The sequence below is a fragment of the Bacillus cereus group sp. BcHK124 genome (assembly GCF_027712065.1).
Taxonomy (GTDB): Bacteria; Bacillota; Bacilli; order Bacillales; family Bacillaceae_G; genus Bacillus_A; species Bacillus_A pacificus.
In genome coordinates, this window is record NZ_JAQFPJ010000019.1 from 43,837 (window position 1) to 64,601 (window position 20,765).

Consider the following 20,765-nt stretch of genomic DNA (forward strand, 5'->3'; position numbering starts at 1 on the left):
TCATACAATTAAGTCAGAAACAGGGCAACCATTATTCGAAAAGGAGCGGATCAATATGATGAACAAGATGAAAACGAACAATCTTTTAAATACAATGGGCATGGTATTTTCCGCTCTTATCGATGCAAAAGCTGTTGCTTCTACATTAAACAAGTAAGGAGAATATACGATGAACAACATTACTTTTAACAAATTAGATTTTTTAGGATTAGCTAGCGGCTCGATTCTTCTTACTACTTTGATTTACGCTGCTACGCTTGTATAACTTTGTGTCCCCTTTCCCCTTTATATAGAAGAAGACGACCGTCTATGCCCGGTCGTCTTTTCTTACTTTTGATTTGATTGCAAAGCTTCCTTTAGCTCCTCAAACCTCTCATTTAATTGATCTGTCATCATTTTCATAGCTGTTTTTCGATCTATTTGTTCTTCAGCATCAATTTGAATTGGGTCTCCAAAAATTAATTGTGCTCTTTTTCCTTTTATTAATTCTTTTACACTTGATGGACCAATATAAGCTGCCGGTATTAATGGAACGTTAGAACGCATCGCAATTGTCACAGCACCAGCTTTTAACGAAACGTCTTCTGTCGATCTCGTTCCACTCGGGAAAATCCCTACCACTTTTCCTTCTTTTAATAAGCGTGATGGAATTTTAAGTGTACTCGGTCCTGGATTTGCACGATCTACAGGGAATGCATTTACATTTTTAAAGAACCAATTTTTGAATTTCCCTTCAAATAATTCTTTTTTGGCCATGTAATGAATCTCTGTTGGGTACATCCCTGTAGCTAACATTAATACATCCATAAAACTTGTATGTGTACACGCAACAACATACGGGCCACCTTCTGGTAGCTTTTCTCTTCCTTGCACTTCTACTTTCCCAGCTGTTTTAAATATATATTTCAACAAAAATGTAATTGGTTTATACATTTGTTTCGTTCCTTTCTGAACATCCGAAGTATAATCATTTCCTTACCATGATTATAACACTAAGTTTTAGGAGTTAGTAATAATTTTAAGGTTTAAATATTAAATTTCAATTCTTACAAAAGTGTAATTATCTTGTAAGCTAATTCGATAGTTACTCTCCACCATTTTTCATACAATTAAATCAGAAAGAAACAACAACCATTCGAAAAGGAGCGGATCAATATGATGAACAAAATGAAAACGAACAATCTTTTACATACAATGGGCATGGTATTTTCCGCTTTTATCGATGCAAAAGCTGTTGCTTCTACATTAAACAAGTAAGGAGAATACATGATGAACAACATTACTTTTAACAAATTAGATTTTCTAGGATTAGCTAGCGGCTCGATTCTTCTTACTACTTTGATTTGCGCTGCTACGCTTGTATAACTTTGTGTCCCCTTTCCCCTTTATATAGAAGAAGACGACCGTCTATGCCCGGTCGTCTTTTTAAATGTTTTTTTCTTTTAACTCTTTTAAAAGCTGTATCATTTCAGCTTGTTGTTTTATCTTTTTACGACCATTTCGATTAATTGCTGCAAGCTCACAAGCAACTCCAACGGCGAAGAAAAACAATAAACTTTCTAACATATGAAATCCTCCAATTGCCTATTAAACAGCTTGACGTAATTGCTCTTCTTGTAACATCTTCTTATTTATATTTTCTTCTTTTCTCTGACAAACATTATTGCGAATAAGCGCTGCAATAACAAATAAAGTCCCTACAATATCAAACATCGTGATTTGATATCCTTGCATCATCATAATAACTAAAGTCGTAATAGGTACAAAGTTAATAAATAAAATACCATTAATAGATGATAAAATTTTCACACCGTAATTCCAAGCGAGTAGTGCTACAATTCCTGGTAATGTCATCATAAACAATAAATCATATTTCACAACAGAAATCGTTCCCATACTCGGAACTGAAACATATCCAAGCGACGTAATAAGTACCGTTATAATTCCTGTAACGGTCGTACCGAATACACACGTCAACGTAGAGTAACGTAATGTCGACCAATCGCTACACGTTTGACCACCCATCGTATAAATAACCCAACCCACAACTCCAACAAATATACATGCTAGCGAAAACATGTTATCTTTCAACGTTAAAAAGAAACTCATATCACCTTTTGTAATAACAAATACAGCTCCTATAAAAGCGATAATCATGCTCGTTATCATATACTTTTTCGGTTTTACACGCTTATATCCCCATAGAATACAAATAGAAATCATCGGCATAAGTGCTTCCATAATGGAGGCTACCATCACGCCTGATTTCCCCATTAACATTTGACCTAAAAATATAAGTACATTATATACAGTAAACGCCATCGTTCCGAAAAAGACGAGTAGCCTTCCTCTTCCTTCTAAACGAAATGCCTGTTTCCCTTCTTTCATTAACAACAATACAATCAGCATTATCGCCACCGCTCCATAGCGAATAAGAGAAAAATAAAACGGATCTATGTATTCTAACGCATGATCAGCAACTGGAAACATTGCTCCCCATGACATACTTGCAATTAAACACGCGAAAGCACCTATTATCATTTGACCTTTTCTCACCACAATCCCCCGCTTCTTTCTATTTGCACAAAGAGAATTGTAAAAGAAAAAATATATCACGTAAAATGATTCAAAATGATGTTAACTATCATTTATAATGATAGTTAACATCAAGGAGGACAGTATCATGGAATTAAGAGACTTGCAAATCTTCCAGAGCGTTGCCGACCAAGGTAGTGTAAGTAGCGCAGCAAAGGAATTAAATTACGTACAATCAAATGTAACTGCACGTATTAAACAGTTAGAAAACGAGCTGAAAACACCGCTCTTCTATCGTCATAAACGAGGCATGACTTTAACAGCTGAAGGAAGAAAAATGCTCGTTTATGTTAATAAAATTTTGCAAGATGTTGATGAGCTAAAACAAGTATTTTTAGATAGCGAAACACCCTCTGGCATATTAAAAATCGGTACTGTCGAAACAGTAAGTACATTACCTACCATTTTATCTTCTTACTATAAAAGCTATCCGAACGTCGATTTGTCATTACAAGCAGGTTTAACAGAAGAATTAATTAGAGAAGTACTCGATCATCAATTAGATGGCGCTTTTATATCAGGACCAATAAAACACCCACTTATTGATCAATACGATGTTAGTACAGAAAAATTAATGCTTGTAACACAAAATAAAGCTTTTCATATAGAAGAATTTACAACAACGCCTCTACTCGTTTTTAACCAAGGTTGTGGATACCGTTCCAAACTAGAACGATGGCTGAAAGACGAAGGTTTGCTACCAAAAAGAATTATGGAATTTAATATATTAGAGACAATATTAAACAGTGTTGCACTCGGCCTTGGAATTACGCTCGTACCACAGTCTGCTGTCCACCATCTTTCTAAAGCAGGGAAAGTACATTGTCATGCAATCCCTGAAAAATACGGCAGTATTTCAACGGTTTTCATACGCCGCAAGGATAGCTATATGACGAATTCAATGCGTAGCTTTTTAAAAACAATTGAAGAGCACCACCACATTAATATGCTTTAAAAGACATTCTTACACGAATGTCTTTTTTTCTTACAAAAGTGTAAGTCTTCCGTAAGCTAATTCGATAGTTGCAGACGATCATATTTCCTATAATTAAGACATAAAGCAGGGCAACAACAATTCGAAAAGGAGCGGATACGCATGATGAACAAAATGAAATCAAACAAATTTTTAAATACAATGGGCATGGTGCTATCCGCACTTGTCGATGCAAAAGCTGTTGCAACTACATTAAACAAATAAGGAGAGATTATAATGAACAACATTACTTTCAACAAATCAGACTTTTTCGGACTTGCAAGTGGAGCGACTCTTCTTACAGCTTTCATTTACTCACTTGCTCAAAGTCTTGTTTAACACTTTGTTTCCCCAAACCCCTTTATATAGAGAAAAAGCTGCTCGTCTTATAGACAAGCAGCTTTTTAGTTTGTCCCGCTTTAATGGGCAGTAAGACCCCCACTGATTAAAGTTTCACTTTATTTCATATATAATTTGACCTGTTTTCGTCATATCATATCCGCCAATCGCCTTTAATTCATTATGAAATTCTTCCGATTGCAGAATGTCTTTCACAACTTCGATCAGCTCTTCATTTTCTTTATTCTTCAAAATCACTAAATCATACTGTTCTTTCATGATTGGAATAAAGTCTACATTTACAATTTGCGAAAACTTTTCTGACCCTACTCCGACGTCAGCTTTTCCATTCGCCACTTGCGTGGCAACACCAAGATGGTTCGATTCTTCCCACTCATATCCACTAATACGTTCTTTATTTAACTTTTGAATGCGCAATTGTTCATCGACTAACACCCTAATACCAGAACCTTTTTCTCGATTTACAAATCGTATAGATGATTGAGATAAATCAGCCCATGTTTTTATATTTTTTGGATTTCCCTTTTGCACATAAAACCCAACGTTCCTTGCTAATAAATTAATCATCGTACATGGTTGTCCTACTAAAATACGTTTTACGTAAGGAACATTATATGTACCCGTTTCGCCATCAAACAAATGCAAGCTAACGATACTTCCTTCTCCTTGATACATTTTTACTAGACTCGTTAAACTACCTTGATATGCCCTTAATATATTTGAACTTGGCAGGCGATTTTCTATACGTTTTGCCAACATGTCTAACGTTAGTTCTTGTCCGCTAATAATACATGTATTCGAGATACTATTACTGTTATTCTTTACAGGAGTAACTTGTACGTTACCTGTTTTCATTTGCTTAATATATTGTTCTAAATCTGCTGCATCAATGCGCATCTGTCTACCAATTCTATAAGAAGGAAGTTCTCCTTTTTTAATTAGATCGTATACAGTTAATTTTGATACTTTTAATCGCTTCGCTACTTCTTCCGTTGTGTAGGAATGATGATCCATAGACGATTCCTCACTTTCTTCCTTCATTGTAACAAAGAAAAGAATATTTCTCCTATATTTTAAGAGCAACTACATCTTTCAAATTATAACTAGTTATATTTAGTTATAATTAGTTATAATTGAATATGTCAAAATGAAAGGGGATTTTCTTATGAACAAGTTTACATTACGATCCATAGGGGCGCTTATATTTTCTTTTCTTCTTATATTTAGCGTTGCATGTACAAACGGAGATAAGAAAGAGAAATCAACTGCTAAAGAAGGAAAAACAGTTGAACTTACTATATCGGCAGCTGCAAGCTTACAAGATGCATTAAAAGAAATTGAAACAAAATATAAAGAAAAAGAACCTAATATTAAACTTTCTTTTAATTTCGGTGCTTCTGGTGCACTTCAACAACAAATCGAACAGGGCGCACCCGCTGATTTATTCTTCTCAGCAGCAGAAGATAAATTCCAAACTCTTGTTAAAAAAGGATTCATTAATGAAAAGGAAGGGAAAAATCTTCTTGGAAATGAACTAGTTCTAGTCATCCCTAAAGATAGTTCTCTTACAAAATTTCAAGATTTAAAAGATGAGAAAATCAAAAAAATTGCACTTGGTACACCTGAATCTGTACCTGCTGGCAAATATGCAAAAGCTTCTCTAACGCACGAAAACCTTTGGAATGATGTTCAAAATAAAGTCGTATTTACAAAAGATGTTCGCCAAGTGTTAACATATGTAGAAACAGGGAATGTCGATGCTGGTATTGTATACAAAACAGATGCTCTTATTTCAGAAAAAGTGAAGATTGGCGAGACAGCAGCTGCTACTTCTCATGAGCCAATTCACTATCCTTTAGGTGTTATAAAAGAATCTAAGCATAAGAAAGAGGCGACTTCATTTTATGAGTATTTGCAGTCAAAAGATGCACAATCTATCTTTAAGAAATATGGATTTACCGTCCTATCATAATTGCCATGAGCTTTGATACTATTTTATCACCAATCTTTCTATCTTTACGAGTAGCCACATGTGCCACCATTATCGTTACCATTTTAGGAACGATAATCGGAAGAGCGCTAGCACGTTCCTCATGGAGATATAAAGTAATACTAGAAACGATTTTCTTATTACCAATGGTACTTCCGCCAACTGTAATCGGCTTTTTTCTCATTATTATTTTTGGAAATAACAGCCCCATTGGAATGTGGATAGAATCAATATTTCAGCAATCTATTATGTTCACATCTACTGCTGCGATCATTGCTTCTACAGTTGTTGCATTTCCGCTTATGTATCAATCAGCAAAAACAGGATTTTCTATCGCGAATGTACAAATTGAAGAAAGCGCTCGTGATCTTGGTGCAAGTGAATATCAAGTTTTTCTACACGTCACACTTCCGCTCGCATTTCCTGCTTTACTAAGCGGAATGATTTTGAGCTTCGTTCGTGCGCTTGGTGAGTTTGGTGCTACACTCATGTTTGCCGGAAATATTCCTGGTAAAACACAGACTATCCCAACTGCAATTTATATGGCGATTGATGCAAGTAATATGCAGCTCGCCTGGACACTTGTCGTTATCACTATTAGTATGTCCCTCCTATTTTTGCTATGTATTCAGCTTATTAATAAAAGAATTACTAACTCTTAAGGCAGCTCTTTTTGAAGCTGCTTTTTTATTTCTTAGGAAATAAAAATATACCACTGGGAAATAACTGAATTTTACCTTTTATTTAAATATACATTCTATTTGAATTTACTTTCTAAAATAGGCAATTTCCTGTTATTATATGGAGGTGTTTGAAAAAATGAAGAAATGAAAACGCATTTATATTGTGAATTCTTCATCCTGTTTTAGCGATCGGTAATCTTCTACTCTAGTAGTGGGGCATTACCGATCGTTAGAACGATATGTAATTATATTGGTATAGCAAAACGAAGGGAGTCTTGTAATGGACATTTTATTAGCGCTTCTTCCTGCAATTGCATGGGGAAACATCTTATTAGTAAGCGTAAAAATGGGCGGTGGTGCATATAGCCAAACGGTAGGTATGACAATCGGTGCTCTATTCTTCGCAACAATTATGTATGTATTTACTCAACCAGCTTTAACAATGACAATCTTGATTGTTGGTTTTATTTCAGGTTTATTCTGGGCTTTAGGACAAGTAAACCAATTAAAAACAGTTGAAAAACTAGGTGTTTCAACTACTGTAACGATTTCTACTGGTATGCAACTTGTTGCAACTTCTATCTTTGGGGTTATCGCTTTCCGCGAGTGGACTACTACTACAACGATCATTCTGGGAACGATTGCAATCCTATTAATCGTAGTTGGTGTTGTATTCACATCATTAGATGATAAAGAAAATGCTCAGCCACCAGGACAATTGAAAAAAGGACTTCTTACTTTAATTGTTTCTACTTTTGGCTATCTTGTATATGTAATTATTATTCGTTGGTATAACATCGATGGTTGGTCTGCTATTTTACCACAAGCAGTTGGTATGTTTGTTGGTGCAGTTGTACTGACATCTAAACATAAACCATTTAACAAATATGCAATCCGTAATGCTTTATCTGGTTTACTATGGGGAACTGGAAACTTATTCTTACTTCTTTCACTACCACGTGTCGGAGTAGCAACAAGCTTCCCATTATCTCAAACTGGAATCGTTATCTCAACATTCGGTGCGATTGTCTTCTTAGGTGAAAAGAAAACAAAACGTCAATTGATCTTTATTGCACTTGGTAGTGTTTTAATTATCGGTGGCGCTGTATTGTTAGGTATGACAAAAGCATAAACTTATAACCTATTAGTAAACCCCTGAAGCGTATGTGCTTCAGGGGTTTTTCTCTTTCAATTACTTTCTAAATATAATTATTGACATGCCCTTGTCTTTTATAGTTGCTCTTCCACTCTAGTAAACCAGCTATACATATAAAGAGATTAATAACAGCTAATATTAGCATAACGTATAACCCGGCGGAAATATAAATTGAAATACTAACTACATTATATAAAATCCATAAATGCCAGTTTTCTAAGATTTTTCGACTTAGCATAAATTGAGCTACTAAGCCTAATACAGCATTTAAAGCATCTAAATATGGACTTGTTGATTCTAAGTAATGGACTTGATAATAACCCCAACCAATCCATGCAGCTAAAATAAAGACTATATAGAAAATCCAACCTTTCAAATCTAAACGAACTGTTGCTTTTACCTCTTCCTCCCCACTACGTGCAATCCAATGATACCAACCATATACATTAAATATAAATTGAAAGGCTGCCAATACTGCCATTGCATATAAACCTTGTGTAATAAAAATATATAGAAATACCGCAACAGTAATCATACCGAATAAAAAGTTGGATACTTTTTCTCTTGCTAATAGCCAAACATTGATAATTCCCATGACCGATGCAAAGATTTCAATATAGCTCGATTGAATATACAATCCAACCAATACACAAATAATACTAGTAATGAGTAAAAAGAGCGGACTTCTAATCATAATCATCTCTCCCCAGATGTGTAATAAATTCCCTATCACCAGTATAAGGAATCACTCTCCCTTTCACCATTAATTTCCTACTTTTCATTATCTATTCCATCTACAATAAGCCTTTTCTTTTTACAAAATTCTCTTAAAAATGGTATCGTTTTTTATAACATATCTCCACTAGAAAGGAATAGAGGATATGCTAACTAAACATCGAATTCTATTTATTGGTGCTGGTCGTATGGCAGAAGCTATATTTTCCGGATTACTGAAAACAAGCAAAGAATACATCGAAGAAATTATCGTTTCTAACCGAAGCAACGTAGAAAAACTGGAACAATTACAAGCGCGATATAATGTGTCTACTACAACAGATTGGAAGCAGCATGTTACATCTGTTGATACGATTGTTTTAGCAATGCCGCCTTCTGCACATGAAGGTTTATTAGCGGAATTATCTCCGTTACTATCGAATCAACTTGTCGTAACGGTAGCTGCTGGCATTGGCCCATCTTATTTAGAAGAAAGACTTCCTAAAGGAACACCTGTTGCTTGGATTATGCCAAATACAGCTGCTGAAATCGGAAAGTCTATCTCCTTATATACAATGGGACAATCGGTAACCGAGATGCATCAGGAAACCTTGCAACTGCTTTTAAGAGGTATTGGTACTTCGCAACTTTGCACTGAGGAAGAAGTTCATCAGCTTACTGCAGTTACGGGAAGTGCACCAGCCTTCCTTTATTACTTTGCTGAAAGCTTAATTGAAGCAACAAAAAGTTATGGAGTTGATGAAGCGACTGCCAAACACCTTGTCATTCAAATGATTTCTGGCTCTGCCTCTATGCTCGAACAAACGCAAGATCCAGCTAACCTCCGCGAACAAGTAACAACACCAGGTGGTTCCACAGCTGAAGGTCTCAAAGCTTTATATGAATATAATTTTTCAGAGGCAATTCAAAAAGCAGTAGAAGCAACAAACAAAAAAGCTAGGGGGAAATAATATGAGTTTAACAAGTTTAAAAGACTATACAACATTACATAACGGTGTAAAAATGCCTTGGTTCGGCTTAGGTGTTTTTAAAGTAGAAGATGGTTCAGAAGTAATTGAGTCTGTGAAAGCAGCAATTAAAAATGGCTACCGCAGTATCGATACTGCAGCAATTTATCAAAATGAAGAAGGCGTTGGCCAAGCAATCCGTGAATCAGGTGTTTCACGTGAAGAATTATTTATTACATCAAAAGTATGGAATAGCGATCAAGGATATGAAACAACACTTCAAGCATTTGAAACTACATTAGAAAAATTAGGACTAGAGTATTTAGATTTATATTTAGTACATTGGCCTGTAAAAGGGAAATATACTGAATCATGGAAAGCGTTAGAAAAACTTTATAAAGACGGCCGTGTTCGTGCAATTGGCGTGAGTAATTTCCATATTCACCACTTACAAGACGTATTTGAAATTGCTGAAATTAAGCCAATGGTCAATCAAGTGGAATACCACCCACGTCTAGCACAAGAAGAGTTGCACGCTTTCTGTAAAGAACATAATATCCAGCTTGAAGCTTGGTCACCATTAATGCAAGGACAACTATTAGATAATCCAACGTTGCAAGAAATTGCGACAAAATATAATAAATCAACTGCGCAAATTATTTTACGCTGGGATCTACAAAACGAAGTTGTAACAATCCCTAAATCTATTAAAGAACATCGCATTATTGAAAATGCAAACATCTTCGACTTTGAATTAAGTGCTGATGATATGAAAGCAATTCAAGCTTTAAATGAAGACCGTCGCGTTGGTCCAGATCCAGATAACTTTAACTTCTAGTAGAAAAACCACTGCCATATGCAGTGGTTTTTCGCTAGAGAAAACTGAAAATTTAAACTATATTCCATTCAGTTGACACTTCATCATCCAAGGTGTAAGATTTTGAATTATCAAAGAAACACAAAAATTAATAAAGTTTATTCGTTTACTCATTGTATCAAGAGAGGTGGAGGGACTGGCCCTTTGAAACCTCGGCAGCAGGTTCATTTTTGAATACTGTGCCACTTCCTGCAAGCTTTATAGCTTGAAAGATAGAATGAGGGACTTCGTTTATATACGGGTGCATAACTTGTACGTAAAATTCCCTCTTTCTCAATATGAAAAGAGGGATTTTTTATTTTTCATTTCCCTCATCATCATCCAAACTTAATTATTTAGGAGGAAAATCAAATGAAAAATAAGTTTGTACCCGGTATTGCATCAGTTGTAGGAGTAAGTATTTTATTAACTGGTTGCGGTAGCTATAAAAACGAAGCAAGCGGAGCAAATGCAAAAGACGAGGCGCCTAGTAAACAGGTTTTAAACTTATCTTCACCTACTGAAATACGAACAATGGATACAGCTCGTGCTACAGATACTGATTCTGGTCAAGTAATGAGAAACGTATTTGAAGGTTTGTATAACCTTGGTGAAGGTAATAAACCTGTCCCTGGTGTTGCAAAATCTCATGAAGTAAGTGGCGATAAAATGAAATACACATTCCACCTGCGAGATTCAAAATGGTCAAACGGCACTCCTGTTACAGCGAAAGATTTTGTCTTCGCTTGGCAAAGAGCTGTCGATCCAGCAACAGCCTCTGAATATGCATTTCTATTCTTTGATATTAAAAATGCAACAAAAATTAACAACAAAGAACTTCCAGCCGACCAACTTGGTGTAAAAGCAGTTGATGACCATACGTTTGAGGTAGAATTAGAACGCCCTGTTCCATATTTTATTAGCTTAACAGCGTTCCCAACATTTCTACCAATTAACGAGGAATTCTTTAAAAAACAAGGTGATAAGTACGCTTTAGAAGACAATACAATCTTGTACAACGGCGCTTTTACACTAAGCGATTGGAAGCATGAACAAAGCTTTAAATTCAAGAAAAACCCTACCTATTGGGATAAAGATACTGTCAAACTAGAGGAAATCAATTTTAACGTCGTAAAAGAAAAATCAACAGAAGTAAACCTATTCGAATCAAAACAATTAGACCGTATAAAATTAACATCCGACTTCGTTGATAAATATAAAAAAGATGCGAACTTTAAAGAACGCCCGAACGTAGGCGTACAATTTTTACGTATGAACCAACAAAACAAAGTACTACAAAACGTGTCTGCACGCCAAGCAATCGATCAAACAATTGATCGAAAATCCTTTGTAAATACGTTATTAAATGATGGCTCTACACCAACCTTTGGTCTCGTTCCAAAAAACTTTGCAAAAGGGCCTGATGGAAAAGACTTCCGTACTATAAACGGGGATTTAACCAAAGTTGATACAAAATCTGCACAAGAGTTATGGAAAAAGGCGAAACAAGAGCTTGGTTCTGAAAAAATAACATTAGAATTATTAACAAGTGATGCTGACCTTGATAAGAAAACTGGTGAGTTCTTAAAAGGACAACTAGAAAAGAATTTAGATGGATTAACAGTAAATGTGAAACCACAACCACGTAAACAACAAGTTTCACTTTTATTAAAAGGTGACTATGAAATTGGTATTGACGGCTGGAGCCCTGACTTTGCTGATCCAATTACATTCCTTGAATTGTTTACAACGAATAACCCTTACAACTTGGATCATTACTCTAATAAGGAGTTCGATGAAACAATTGAAAAAGTGAAAACGACTTTAGCTGGTGATGAAAAAGCTCGCTGGGAAGCATTACTAGCATCTGAGAAAATATTATTTAAAGACTCAGTTATCGCTCCTCTTTACCAAAAAGGCGAATCTTATTTAGAACGTTCTTATGTGAAAGGAATTGTGGAAGTAGACTTTGCAGGCCAATTAAACTTCAAATGGGCACAAATTGAAAAATAAAAGGCAAGCTGAATTGAAGTTTTTCTATCTACAGCAATTATTTTATTGGAAAAATGTATTAAAAGCGGATTCTCAATAAGAGAAAATCCGCTTTTTTAATATATTATTTTAAAAAATTAATGCTCAACTTTTTATTATTGACATATAGTTCTTTTCAGTGTTAATATTCTAAATAATCAAAGAAACAAAATATTTCACCATCATAATATAACGTCTACTACGTTGAAACATATAACGATAAATTATAGTTCAACATGTATATACATATAGAACACCTGACTACCTACATGCAAATATCTATAATAGGTTTTCTCTTCTATAGCCACACTTCAAGACCTGGACATTATGACGTTACGAACAACACATTTAGGGAGGAACGAACAATGAAGAAAAAAGTTATACCTGTTGTTGCATCTGTTTTAGGGGCAAGTCTATTACTAACTGCTTGCGGGGGAAATAAAGATAACGCAAGCGGAGCGAAAGCAAACGATAAAGCACCTGATAAACAGGCAATTAACTTATCATTCGCTTCAGAAATTCCAACAATGGATGTTGCAAAAGCAACGGATGGGGAATCCATGAACGTAATGCGCAATGTTTTTGAAGGGTTATATGCAATGGGAGAAGATAATAAACCGGTTCCTGGTGTCGCTGAGTCGGTTGACGTTAGTCCCGATAAAACGAAATATACATTCCATCTTCGTGATTCAAAATGGTCAAACGGTACTCCTGTTACAGCAAAGGACTTTGCCTTCGCTTGGCAACGTGCCGTAAATCCTGATACAGCAGCTGAATACGCATTCTTATTCTTCGATATAAAGAATGCGAAACAAATAAACCAAAAACAATTGCCAATTGATCAACTAGGGGTCAAAGCTGTCGATGACAAAACGTTAGAAGTACAACTAGACCGTCCTGTTCCCTACTTCTTAAGCTTAACGACATTCTCAACATTCTTACCAATTAATGAAGAGTACTTAAAGTCTCAAGGCGATAAATACGGTTTAGAAACAAATCATTTAATTTACAACGGTGCTTTCACATTAGAGAACTGGAAACATGAACAAAGCTTCCAATTGAAGAAAAACCCTAACTATTGGGATGCTAAAACTGTAAAATTAGAAGAAATCAACTTCAATGTCGTTAAAGATAAGTCTACAGAAGTGAACTTATATGATTCAGGACAAATTGATCGTGTTGCTTTAACTGCAGAGTTTGTTGATAAATATAAGAGCGATCCAAACTTCAAGGAACGCGCTGAAGTCGGCATTCAATTCTTACGATTAAATCAAAAAAATGAAACATTAAAAAATCAACATGCACGCCTTGCTATTAACGGCGCAATGAATAAAAAAGCTTACGTAGAAACAATTTTAAATAACGGTGCTATTCCAGCTGAAGGAATGGTTCCTGCGAAATTTGCAAAAAGTCCTGATGGCAATGACTTCCGTAAAGAAAATGGAAATCTAGTCAAGGATGATGTGAAAACAGCGAAAGAAAACTGGAAAAAAGCAAAACAAGAACTTGGTACTGACAAAGTAACAATCGAACTATTAACAAGTGACAATGCTTTAGCTAAAAAGACTGGTGAATATTTAAAAGGTGAGTTAGAAAAGAACTTAGATGGATTAACAGTGAATTTAAAACCGCAACCACGTAAACAACAGTTGAAACTACTATTAAGTGGTGACTATGAAATTGGTATTGACGGATGGGGCCCTGACTTCGCTGATCCAATTACATTCTTAGATTTATTTACAACAGATAGTGCTTATAACTTCGATAAATACTCTAACAAAGAGTACGATGAGCTAATTCATAAAGTAAAAACAGATTTAGCTAGCGATGAAAAAGCACGCTTTGAAGCAATGAAGCAAGCTGAAAAAATTCTATTACAAGACGGCGCTGTCGCTCCTTTATACCAACAAGGTCGTTCTTACTTACAACGCTCTTTCATTAAAGGACTTGTAACAACTGACTTCGGTGGTGAGTTTAACTACAAGTGGACAGAAGTTGCAAAATAATAAGTGCTAATAAAAAGGTATCCAATTAGGATACCTTTTTATTTTATGCTTCTTTAACTACAGAGCTTCTTCTTCCCTTCACCATTCCTTTTATAGCTAAAGTCATCACTGCTACTGATTGTGTAACCGATACAATAACTAATAATACAATAATATTTCTCTCTAAACTAACTCCTCAAAATATTATTGTATAATAGCCATTCGCTGCATATGTTTTAGAAAGCATTTCAGTATCTCCTCACAACTTCAATTTACCATATACATACAAATCGTTTTTGATTTAAATTGCGGATTAGCCCTTGTGACTACAGAATAATAATTTATTTTCAACACATACATAATTACATGATTTTAGGAGAAACTTGTATAGAACGAATTTACATAAGGAGGAATTTATAATGAGAACTCTACTATCAATTTTATTAGCTCTTATGCTAGTACCTGCATTAACAGGATGTAAAGCTCCTGCAAAAGAAGATACAACTTCTAATAAAAAGACGACTGAAGAAGCAAAAAACGAGGCTCCTGCAGATTTAAAACTAAACTTCAATGAATTCGATTTAAAGGCAGACTACCAAGATACAAAGAAAGACTACGAAGCAGACTATAAAAATGTAGCAGCAGATAAAAAAATGGAAGCAAAAATTGAAGATCATAAAGCAGATGTAAAATTAACAGGAGACGAGGCTATCACAAAATTAAGCCCACTTCTACAAGAATTAAAATTTGATAAAGATACTGCTGACCAAGAAGTAATCGATCAAGTAGTGAACGTGTTCAAACTTGATAAAGACTACCAAAAATTCGATTTAGAAGTTGTCTTCTCTGATGGAACGAAAAAAGAATATAAAAGAGAAATAAAATAAAGAAGTAGGCGGTTGCCTACTTCTTTATTTTTGCATATCTTAAATCTGGTTTAGATCCAACATAATATTGAAGTCCAGATACCGTTTGTTTTTGTAAATAGGAATCCGACGGGAATATAATTGGAATTAATGGTGAATCTGTAAACATAATATCTTCCGCTTTATGCAATAAGTCAAAACGCTTATCTTCATTTTGTTCAACTTCTGCTTCCTTCACTAAAGCATCAAATTCTTTATTATGCCATTTTGCATAATTGTTTGGACCATCACCTGCATATAAATCTAATTTAGTAATTGGGTCTAATAGAGAACCGCCCCATCCCATATAAGCTAATTGGAAATCACTTTGCTTATATGTGTCGATGTAACTCTTCCACTCTTTATTTTCTAATTTAATATCTACGCCAAGATTTTTCTTAAACATTTCTTGCATTGCTTCTGCTACTTTTTTATGTTGTGTATCTGTAGTGAATTTTAATGTTACTTCAGGTAATGTAGACCAACCTTGTTCTTTCATGCCTTCTTCTAATAATTTTTTCGCTTCTGCTGGATCAAATTTAACGTAACCACCTTTTTCTTTGCGGAAATCACGCCCACTTTGTGTTTTTGCTCCTTCTGGAACGAATGCATTTGCTTCTTGTGCATTGTTTTTATACAGTTTTTCAACAATAAACTTACGATCAACTGCTAATGAGAATGCTTTACGTACTTTCGCATTTGTGAACGGCTCTTTTTCTACGTTAAACGAATAAATATAAGATGAAAATCCTGCAACACGTTTATATTCTTTATTTCCTTTTTCTTTCTCAATCATTTCTTGCGGTAAACTACTTAGTAAATCTAATTCTTTTGATTTATATAATTGGTACGCTGTTTTAGAATCTGGAATAATACGAAACTCAATTTCTTTTAATGTTACCTTTTTATCATAGTATTCTTTATTTTTTTGTACTGTAATAGCCTGATTATGCTTCCATTCTTTTAATGTGAATGGTCCGTTCGTAATTAACTCTTTTGGATCTGTTTTTAATTTATTATTATCATCAATTGATTTTTTAGATAATGGAATGAATAATGAGCTTGCTAACTTTTGTTTAATAGAAGACACTGGGTGCTCAAGTGTTACCTTTAATGTTTGAGGATCAATGACTTGAATGCCAACTTGTCCTTCTTCACCTTTTCCAGTATTGTATGCCTCTGCCCCTTTAATAAAATACATTTCTGTCGCATTCATAGAACCCGTTTTCGGATTTAATAATCGCTTCCATGCAAATTCAAAATCATTTGCTGTAATAGCAGAACCATCTGACCATTTAATATCTTTCTTTAAATGAATTGTATACTCCGTTCCATTAGCATTTACTTCTTCTTTCTCCGCCAATTCATTTTGGTATTTCCCCTCACTATCTTGCGTATATAAGCTTGAGAATAAATGTCCAATTACATACCCTGACGTACTATCTGTTGCAATAGCGGAATCCAGTGTATATGGATCGCTACCAATATTCGTTACTAATCGATCTCCTTCTCCCTTACCAGCACTAGCCTTTTGCGTCTCTTTCTTACCACAAGCGACAGAAGTAATCGCTAATACGGTCATAATGACAAATAATAAAAACTTCTTCATCCTACATTCCCCTTTACCCTGAAATTTTTGGTGTTGATGCTAATAATGTTTTTGTATAAGAATGTTGTGGATTACGGAATACTTCATCCGTATTTCCAAATTCAACAAGTTCTCCTTTATATAGGACAGCCACTTTTTCACATAAATAGTGAACCATCGGTAAATCGTGCGCGATAAATAAATATGTATAGCCTTGTTCTTTTTGAATCTTTTGCAGTAAATGTACAATTTGAATTTGCAATGAAACATCTAATGCTGAAATTGGTTCATCAAGAATCAATACTTCTGGCTCACACAATAACGCTCTTGCAATAGCGATACGTTGGCGTTGTCCTCCGCTAAATTCATGCGGATATCGATCAATATATCTTCTATCTAATCCAACACGCTCTAGCGCATCACCTGCTACTTTATCCTTCAACCCTTTATCACCTAAACCGAATGAAATATAACCTTCCGTTACGCTATCGCGTACTTTCCAGCGCGGATTTAATGCAGCTGTGGAATCTTGAAAAATAAACTGTACTTTCTGTAAGAAATCACGTTTATGAGCTGCCTTCAGTTTGTGAACGACTTGACCGTTATAATCAATTTCACCAGACGTTGGGCTCTCGATCCCAGCTATGAGCTTTCCAAGTGTTGTTTTTCCTGAACCACTTTCACCAATAATGCCAAGCGTTGTTCCTTTCGGGATAGAAAGTGATATATCTTTTAATGCTGCGATTTCTTTATTTTTACTTCCATATGTTTTCGTTACTTGCTTTACAGTAATTAAATCTGTCGTCATGAGGCATTCACCTTCTCTTTTGATTTCGCCTTATTATGCTCCAGAACATGTTGCCAGCAATGTGAACTATGCTCCTTAGAATACGTTGTTCTCTCTGGGAAACGATGAATACATTCTTTTATGGCTACTGGACAACGATTTACAAAAGGACAACCAAAGCTATTTAACGTCTCAATGGAAGGTGTCGTCCCTTCTATTGCACGTAATACTTTTTCAGAATCATCCATATTCGGAATTGCTTGTAATAAGCTTTTCGTGTATGGATGTTTAGGGGAACCTATCACTTCCTCTATCGTTCCTTTTTCAACAACACGTCCTCCATACATCACAACCACTCGATCCGCTACTTCACGTACAAGTGCTAAATCATGCGTAATTAGTAAAATACTCGTATTTTGCTTTTCCTTTCTTTCCTTTAATAACTCCATAATTTGCTTTTGAATTGTTACATCTAATGCTGTCGTAGGTTCATCCGCAATAACGAGTTTTGGGTGGCAGGCAAATGCGATTGCTAAACAAATACGTTGCCTCATGCCTCCGCTTAATTGATGTGGGTACTGTTCAAAGCGTTTCTCTGCTTCATGTATCCCTAAATCATTTAATAAGTTAATCGCAATTTCTTTTGCTTCTTTTTTCGATTTCTTTTCGTGTTGCAAAATCACCTCTGTAATTTGTCTTCCCACCTTCATCGTCGGATTTAAAGAGGACAGAGGGTCTTGGAAAATAAACGAAATATCTTTTCCACGAATTTGATTCCATTCTGATTCTTGTAGATTCGTTAATTCCTCTGATTCAAAAGATATATTTCCATCATCAATATGAATTGATTCTTGATTTAAGCCAATAATGGATTGTGCTGTAACACTTTTCCCTGAACCACTTTCTCCTACAAGTGCAACGATTTCACCTTCGCTAATAGAAAAGGAAACATGCTTCACAATTGCTTGTTTACTATTCTCTTTTTCAACGGCTAACGTTACGTTTTCTAAAGATAAGAGCTGTCCCATGTTTTTTCTCCTTTCGATTCTGTTTTACGATTTTTGGATCAATTGCATCTTGTAAACCATCACCAATTGCATTAAACGCGAACATAATGAGCGCAATCATGATTGCTGGGAAGAATAGCTGCCACCATTCTCCACTCAATAATGTCCCAAGTGCATCATTCGTCATCGTCCCCCAGCTTGCTGCTGGTGATTGCACTCCTAGTCCGATAAAGCTTAAAAATGATTCTGAGAAAATAGCTGCTGGAATTGTAAATGATAAATTTACGATAATAATGCCTGTTAAGTTCGGAATTAAATGCCCGTATATAATTTTCATATGTGATGTACCTAATCGCTCCGCTGCAATAACAAACTCTCTTTGTTTTAAAGATAAGACTTGTGCCCTAACGAGACGTGCCATACCAATCCATCCTGTTAATGCAAGGGCGATGATAATGGTAAAAAGACCTGGTTTCATAACAATTAATAGTAAAATAACAATTAATAAATATGGGATACCGTATAACACTTCGATTCCTCGTATAATCCACTCATCAATTAATGTCCCAAGGCGATTGCGCCCTCTTACATATCCACTAAATCCTCCGATTAGCACACCAAGTCCTATATCAAGAGCAGCTGCCACTAATCCAACTGTTAATGAAATTTTTCCACCAGCCCAAGTACGTGCCCATATGTCTCTTCCTAAATCATCAGTTCCGAACCAATGCTCGCTACTAGGAGGTAAATTCGTTGCTTCTTTCACTTGTTCACTCGCAGTAAATGACGTTAAACTTTCGCCAATTAATGAGAAAATAATAATGAGTAATAACGTCACTGTTCCTAAAACTGCGATTGGATTCGATATAAACTTACGAAACACTTCTTTCTTTCGGCTAATCTTTTGCTGATCTTTATTTATTGTTAATTCTTTTTTCTCTTCATTTGTTAATAACTGGTCATTAATTTCATAAGCCCCCATTTAAACATCTCCCTCCTTACGTAATAGAACGAATACGTGGATCAACAATACGGTGAATAATATCTGTAATGAAAATACAAGTAATTAATAATGCACTATAGAAAATTGTTGTTCCCATAATCACCGGATAGTCTCGGTTAAAAATACTATCTACAAAATATTTTCCTAGGCCAGGAATTGAAAAGATTTTTTCAATAACGAAAGTCCCCGTTAAGAGTCCAGCCATTAACGGTCCAACAAATGTAAGTACTGGAACAATCGCATTTCGAAGAGCGTGTCTTATAATAATCTTCTTAATTGGTATGCCTTTTGCTCTTGCTAACTTAATATAATCACTCTGCAGTACTTCGATCATATTAGAACGAACAAACCTTGTAATCACTGCGATTGGCCCTAACGCTAACGCAAAGGATGGCAATACTGTATGTTCAAATGTACCCCAAGAGGCTACTGGTAAGAGCTCGAATTGAATAGCGAATACTTGTATAAATAGTGGTGCTAAAATAAAACTCGGAATAGAAATACCGAGGATGGCAAGTAAACTTACACCGTAATCAATTACCTTCCCATGATAGAGAGCAGCAAATGTACCTGCAGCAATTCCGACTAGCAATGAAATAATAAGTGCTTGTAAACCAATAATTGCTGATGGACCAAATCCTGTCGTTATAATTTCTGATACACCTTGCCCGGTTGACTGAACAGATTCACCAAAATCAAAATGAACTACACCGTCTAAATAAGCAACATATTGATTCCATAACGGTTCATCAAGGTGATACTTCGCTCTCATGTTTTGGATCACTTCTTCAGGAAAGATTTTTGCATCTGATGAAAATGGATCCCCCGGAATAATATGCATAATTAGAAATGTCACCGTCGTAATAACCCATAGCGTGAACACCATAACTGATAATTTTTTAATTACATACACTTCAATACCCCCTAAACACATTTATTTACTTAGTTTTATGAACGTACTTTTTCCATTACTCCCTTTTCTCTTTTTAGAATACAAAAAGCCTTGATCTTAAAAAATAAGATCAAGGCTTAATAAACAAAGGCCCATCACTTATCTTTCAAGACTTGCTTGCTGGAATTAGCACGGTGTTCCTATTACAGAACCCGCTGCTGAGGTGTCATAGGGCCAGTCCCTCTACCTCTCTGGATAAGTAAATTGCTATA

At 35.3% G+C, this 20,765-nt stretch carries 22 protein-coding genes and 2 riboswitches; of the genes, 12 read left to right on the forward strand and 10 right to left on the reverse strand.

Features of this window, described 5'->3' with window-relative positions; genetic code table 11:
* The first annotated feature begins 169 nt into the window (after positions 1 to 169).
* Entirely contained in the window at positions 170 to 265 is a 96-nt protein-coding gene (locus PDK19_RS21655) for a DUF3948 family protein (protein WP_001060004.1), read from the forward strand.
* 62 nt (positions 266 to 327) lie between these two features.
* Here PDK19_RS21655 and PDK19_RS21660 read toward each other — a convergent pair whose 3' ends face one another.
* Complete coding sequence (locus tag PDK19_RS21660; protein ID WP_000277773.1) at positions 328 to 933, reverse strand: lysophospholipid acyltransferase family protein; 606 nt, start codon at positions 931 to 933, stop codon at positions 328 to 330.
* Between the two features lie 336 nt (positions 934 to 1,269).
* On the opposite strand from PDK19_RS21660, the gene PDK19_RS21665 reads away from it, so the two are divergent.
* Positions 1,270 to 1,365, forward strand: coding sequence for a DUF3948 family protein (locus tag PDK19_RS21665; RefSeq protein ID WP_001060003.1), 96 nt, complete (start codon positions 1,270 to 1,272; stop codon positions 1,363 to 1,365).
* A 60-nt stretch (positions 1,366 to 1,425) separates the two neighbouring features.
* On the opposite strand, the gene PDK19_RS21670 is transcribed toward PDK19_RS21665, so the two are convergent.
* Both PDK19_RS21670 and PDK19_RS21675 read right to left on the reverse strand, forming a co-directional pair.
* Positions 1,426 to 1,566: a YrzO family protein gene (locus tag PDK19_RS21670; RefSeq protein ID WP_000894067.1), complete on the reverse strand. Its 141-nt coding sequence runs from the start codon at positions 1,564 to 1,566 to the stop codon at positions 1,426 to 1,428.
* A gap of 21 nt (positions 1,567 to 1,587) precedes the next feature.
* A complete protein-coding gene (locus tag PDK19_RS21675) occupies positions 1,588 to 2,556 on the reverse strand; it encodes a DMT family transporter (RefSeq protein WP_001225432.1) in 969 nt (322 codons plus the stop codon).
* Positions 2,557 to 2,683: 127 nt separating this feature from the next.
* On the opposite strand from PDK19_RS21675, the gene PDK19_RS21680 reads away from it, so the two are divergent.
* Both PDK19_RS21680 and PDK19_RS21685 read left to right on the forward strand, forming a co-directional pair.
* Positions 2,684 to 3,550 carry a LysR family transcriptional regulator gene (locus PDK19_RS21680; protein WP_000423053.1) on the forward strand — a complete coding sequence of 289 codons (867 nt, stop codon included), beginning with the start codon at positions 2,684 to 2,686 and terminating at the stop codon, positions 3,548 to 3,550.
* 255 nt (positions 3,551 to 3,805) lie between these two features.
* Positions 3,806 to 3,907, forward strand: coding sequence for a DUF3948 family protein (locus PDK19_RS21685; protein WP_001060012.1), 102 nt, complete (start codon positions 3,806 to 3,808; stop codon positions 3,905 to 3,907).
* A gap of 114 nt (positions 3,908 to 4,021) precedes the next feature.
* On the opposite strand, the gene PDK19_RS21690 is transcribed toward PDK19_RS21685, so the two are convergent.
* A complete protein-coding gene (locus PDK19_RS21690) occupies positions 4,022 to 4,969 on the reverse strand; it encodes a helix-turn-helix transcriptional regulator (RefSeq protein ID WP_000657102.1) in 948 nt (315 codons plus the stop codon).
* Positions 4,970 to 5,093: 124 nt separating this feature from the next.
* Between PDK19_RS21690 and modA the strand changes: the two genes are divergently transcribed.
* The 3 genes from modA (at position 5,094) to PDK19_RS21705 (ending at position 7,733) form a co-directional block, all read left to right on the forward strand.
* The gene (modA, locus tag PDK19_RS21695) at positions 5,094 to 5,900 is read left to right on the forward strand and encodes a molybdate ABC transporter substrate-binding protein (RefSeq protein ID WP_001032225.1); all 807 of its coding nucleotides are present in this window, start codon (positions 5,094 to 5,096) and stop codon (positions 5,898 to 5,900) included.
* 5 nt (positions 5,901 to 5,905) lie between these two features.
* Positions 5,906 to 6,580 (forward strand): molybdate ABC transporter permease subunit, encoded by a 675-nt coding sequence (gene modB / locus PDK19_RS21700; RefSeq protein WP_000007159.1) that lies wholly within the window; start codon positions 5,906 to 5,908, stop codon positions 6,578 to 6,580.
* Between the two features lie 301 nt (positions 6,581 to 6,881).
* Positions 6,882 to 7,733 (forward strand): GRP family sugar transporter, encoded by an 852-nt coding sequence (locus PDK19_RS21705; RefSeq protein ID WP_000353544.1) that lies wholly within the window; start codon positions 6,882 to 6,884, stop codon positions 7,731 to 7,733.
* A gap of 67 nt (positions 7,734 to 7,800) precedes the next feature.
* Here the strand turns inward: PDK19_RS21705 and pnuC are convergent, their stop codons facing one another.
* Positions 7,801 to 8,451 (reverse strand): nicotinamide riboside transporter PnuC, encoded by a 651-nt coding sequence (gene pnuC, locus PDK19_RS21710; protein ID WP_000621364.1) that lies wholly within the window; start codon positions 8,449 to 8,451, stop codon positions 7,801 to 7,803.
* Between the two features lie 187 nt (positions 8,452 to 8,638).
* On the opposite strand from pnuC, the gene proC reads away from it, so the two are divergent.
* The 5 genes from proC (at position 8,639) to PDK19_RS21735 (ending at position 15,198) form a co-directional block, all read left to right on the forward strand.
* Entirely contained in the window at positions 8,639 to 9,442 is an 804-nt protein-coding gene (proC, locus tag PDK19_RS21715; protein WP_000956269.1) for a pyrroline-5-carboxylate reductase, read from the forward strand.
* A gap of 1 nt (position 9,443) precedes the next feature.
* A complete protein-coding gene (locus PDK19_RS21720; RefSeq protein WP_000060176.1) occupies positions 9,444 to 10,277 on the forward strand; it encodes an aldo/keto reductase in 834 nt (277 codons plus the stop codon).
* A 151-nt stretch (positions 10,278 to 10,428) separates the two neighbouring features.
* Positions 10,429 to 10,535, forward strand: a riboswitch (SAM riboswitch).
* A gap of 132 nt (positions 10,536 to 10,667) precedes the next feature.
* Positions 10,668 to 12,308, forward strand: coding sequence for a peptide ABC transporter substrate-binding protein (locus tag PDK19_RS21725; RefSeq protein ID WP_270708032.1), 1,641 nt, complete (start codon positions 10,668 to 10,670; stop codon positions 12,306 to 12,308).
* Positions 12,309 to 12,691: 383 nt separating this feature from the next.
* Positions 12,692 to 14,332: a peptide ABC transporter substrate-binding protein gene (locus tag PDK19_RS21730; RefSeq protein ID WP_074568019.1), complete on the forward strand. Its 1,641-nt coding sequence runs from the start codon at positions 12,692 to 12,694 to the stop codon at positions 14,330 to 14,332.
* Between the two features lie 398 nt (positions 14,333 to 14,730).
* Positions 14,731 to 15,198 (forward strand): YusW family protein, encoded by a 468-nt coding sequence (locus tag PDK19_RS21735; RefSeq protein WP_001259640.1) that lies wholly within the window; start codon positions 14,731 to 14,733, stop codon positions 15,196 to 15,198.
* A gap of 16 nt (positions 15,199 to 15,214) precedes the next feature.
* Here the strand turns inward: PDK19_RS21735 and PDK19_RS21740 are convergent, their stop codons facing one another.
* The 5 genes from PDK19_RS21740 to PDK19_RS21760 are packed head-to-tail and all read right to left on the reverse strand — an operon-like array spanning position 15,215 to position 20,514.
* Positions 15,215 to 16,825: a peptide ABC transporter substrate-binding protein gene (locus PDK19_RS21740; RefSeq protein ID WP_049112072.1), complete on the reverse strand. Its 1,611-nt coding sequence runs from the start codon at positions 16,823 to 16,825 to the stop codon at positions 15,215 to 15,217.
* Between the two features lie 13 nt (positions 16,826 to 16,838).
* On the reverse strand, positions 16,839 to 17,612 hold the full coding sequence (locus tag PDK19_RS21745) for an ABC transporter ATP-binding protein (protein WP_000205672.1): 774 nt from the start codon (positions 17,610 to 17,612) through the stop codon (positions 16,839 to 16,841).
* Positions 17,609 to 18,619 (reverse strand): ABC transporter ATP-binding protein, encoded by a 1,011-nt coding sequence (locus PDK19_RS21750; RefSeq protein ID WP_000531253.1) that lies wholly within the window; start codon positions 18,617 to 18,619, stop codon positions 17,609 to 17,611. Before PDK19_RS21750 ends, PDK19_RS21745 begins: the two co-directional genes overlap by 4 nt.
* Positions 18,576 to 19,580, reverse strand: a complete 1,005-nt coding sequence (locus PDK19_RS21755) for an ABC transporter permease (protein ID WP_000501518.1) — start codon at positions 19,578 to 19,580, stop codon at positions 18,576 to 18,578. Before PDK19_RS21755 ends, PDK19_RS21750 begins: the two co-directional genes overlap by 44 nt.
* A gap of 16 nt (positions 19,581 to 19,596) precedes the next feature.
* On the reverse strand, positions 19,597 to 20,514 hold the full coding sequence (locus PDK19_RS21760; RefSeq protein ID WP_000289309.1) for an ABC transporter permease: 918 nt from the start codon (positions 20,512 to 20,514) through the stop codon (positions 19,597 to 19,599).
* A gap of 135 nt (positions 20,515 to 20,649) precedes the next feature.
* A riboswitch (SAM riboswitch) is annotated at positions 20,650 to 20,755 on the reverse strand.
* Between the last annotated feature and the right edge of the window lie 10 nt (positions 20,756 to 20,765).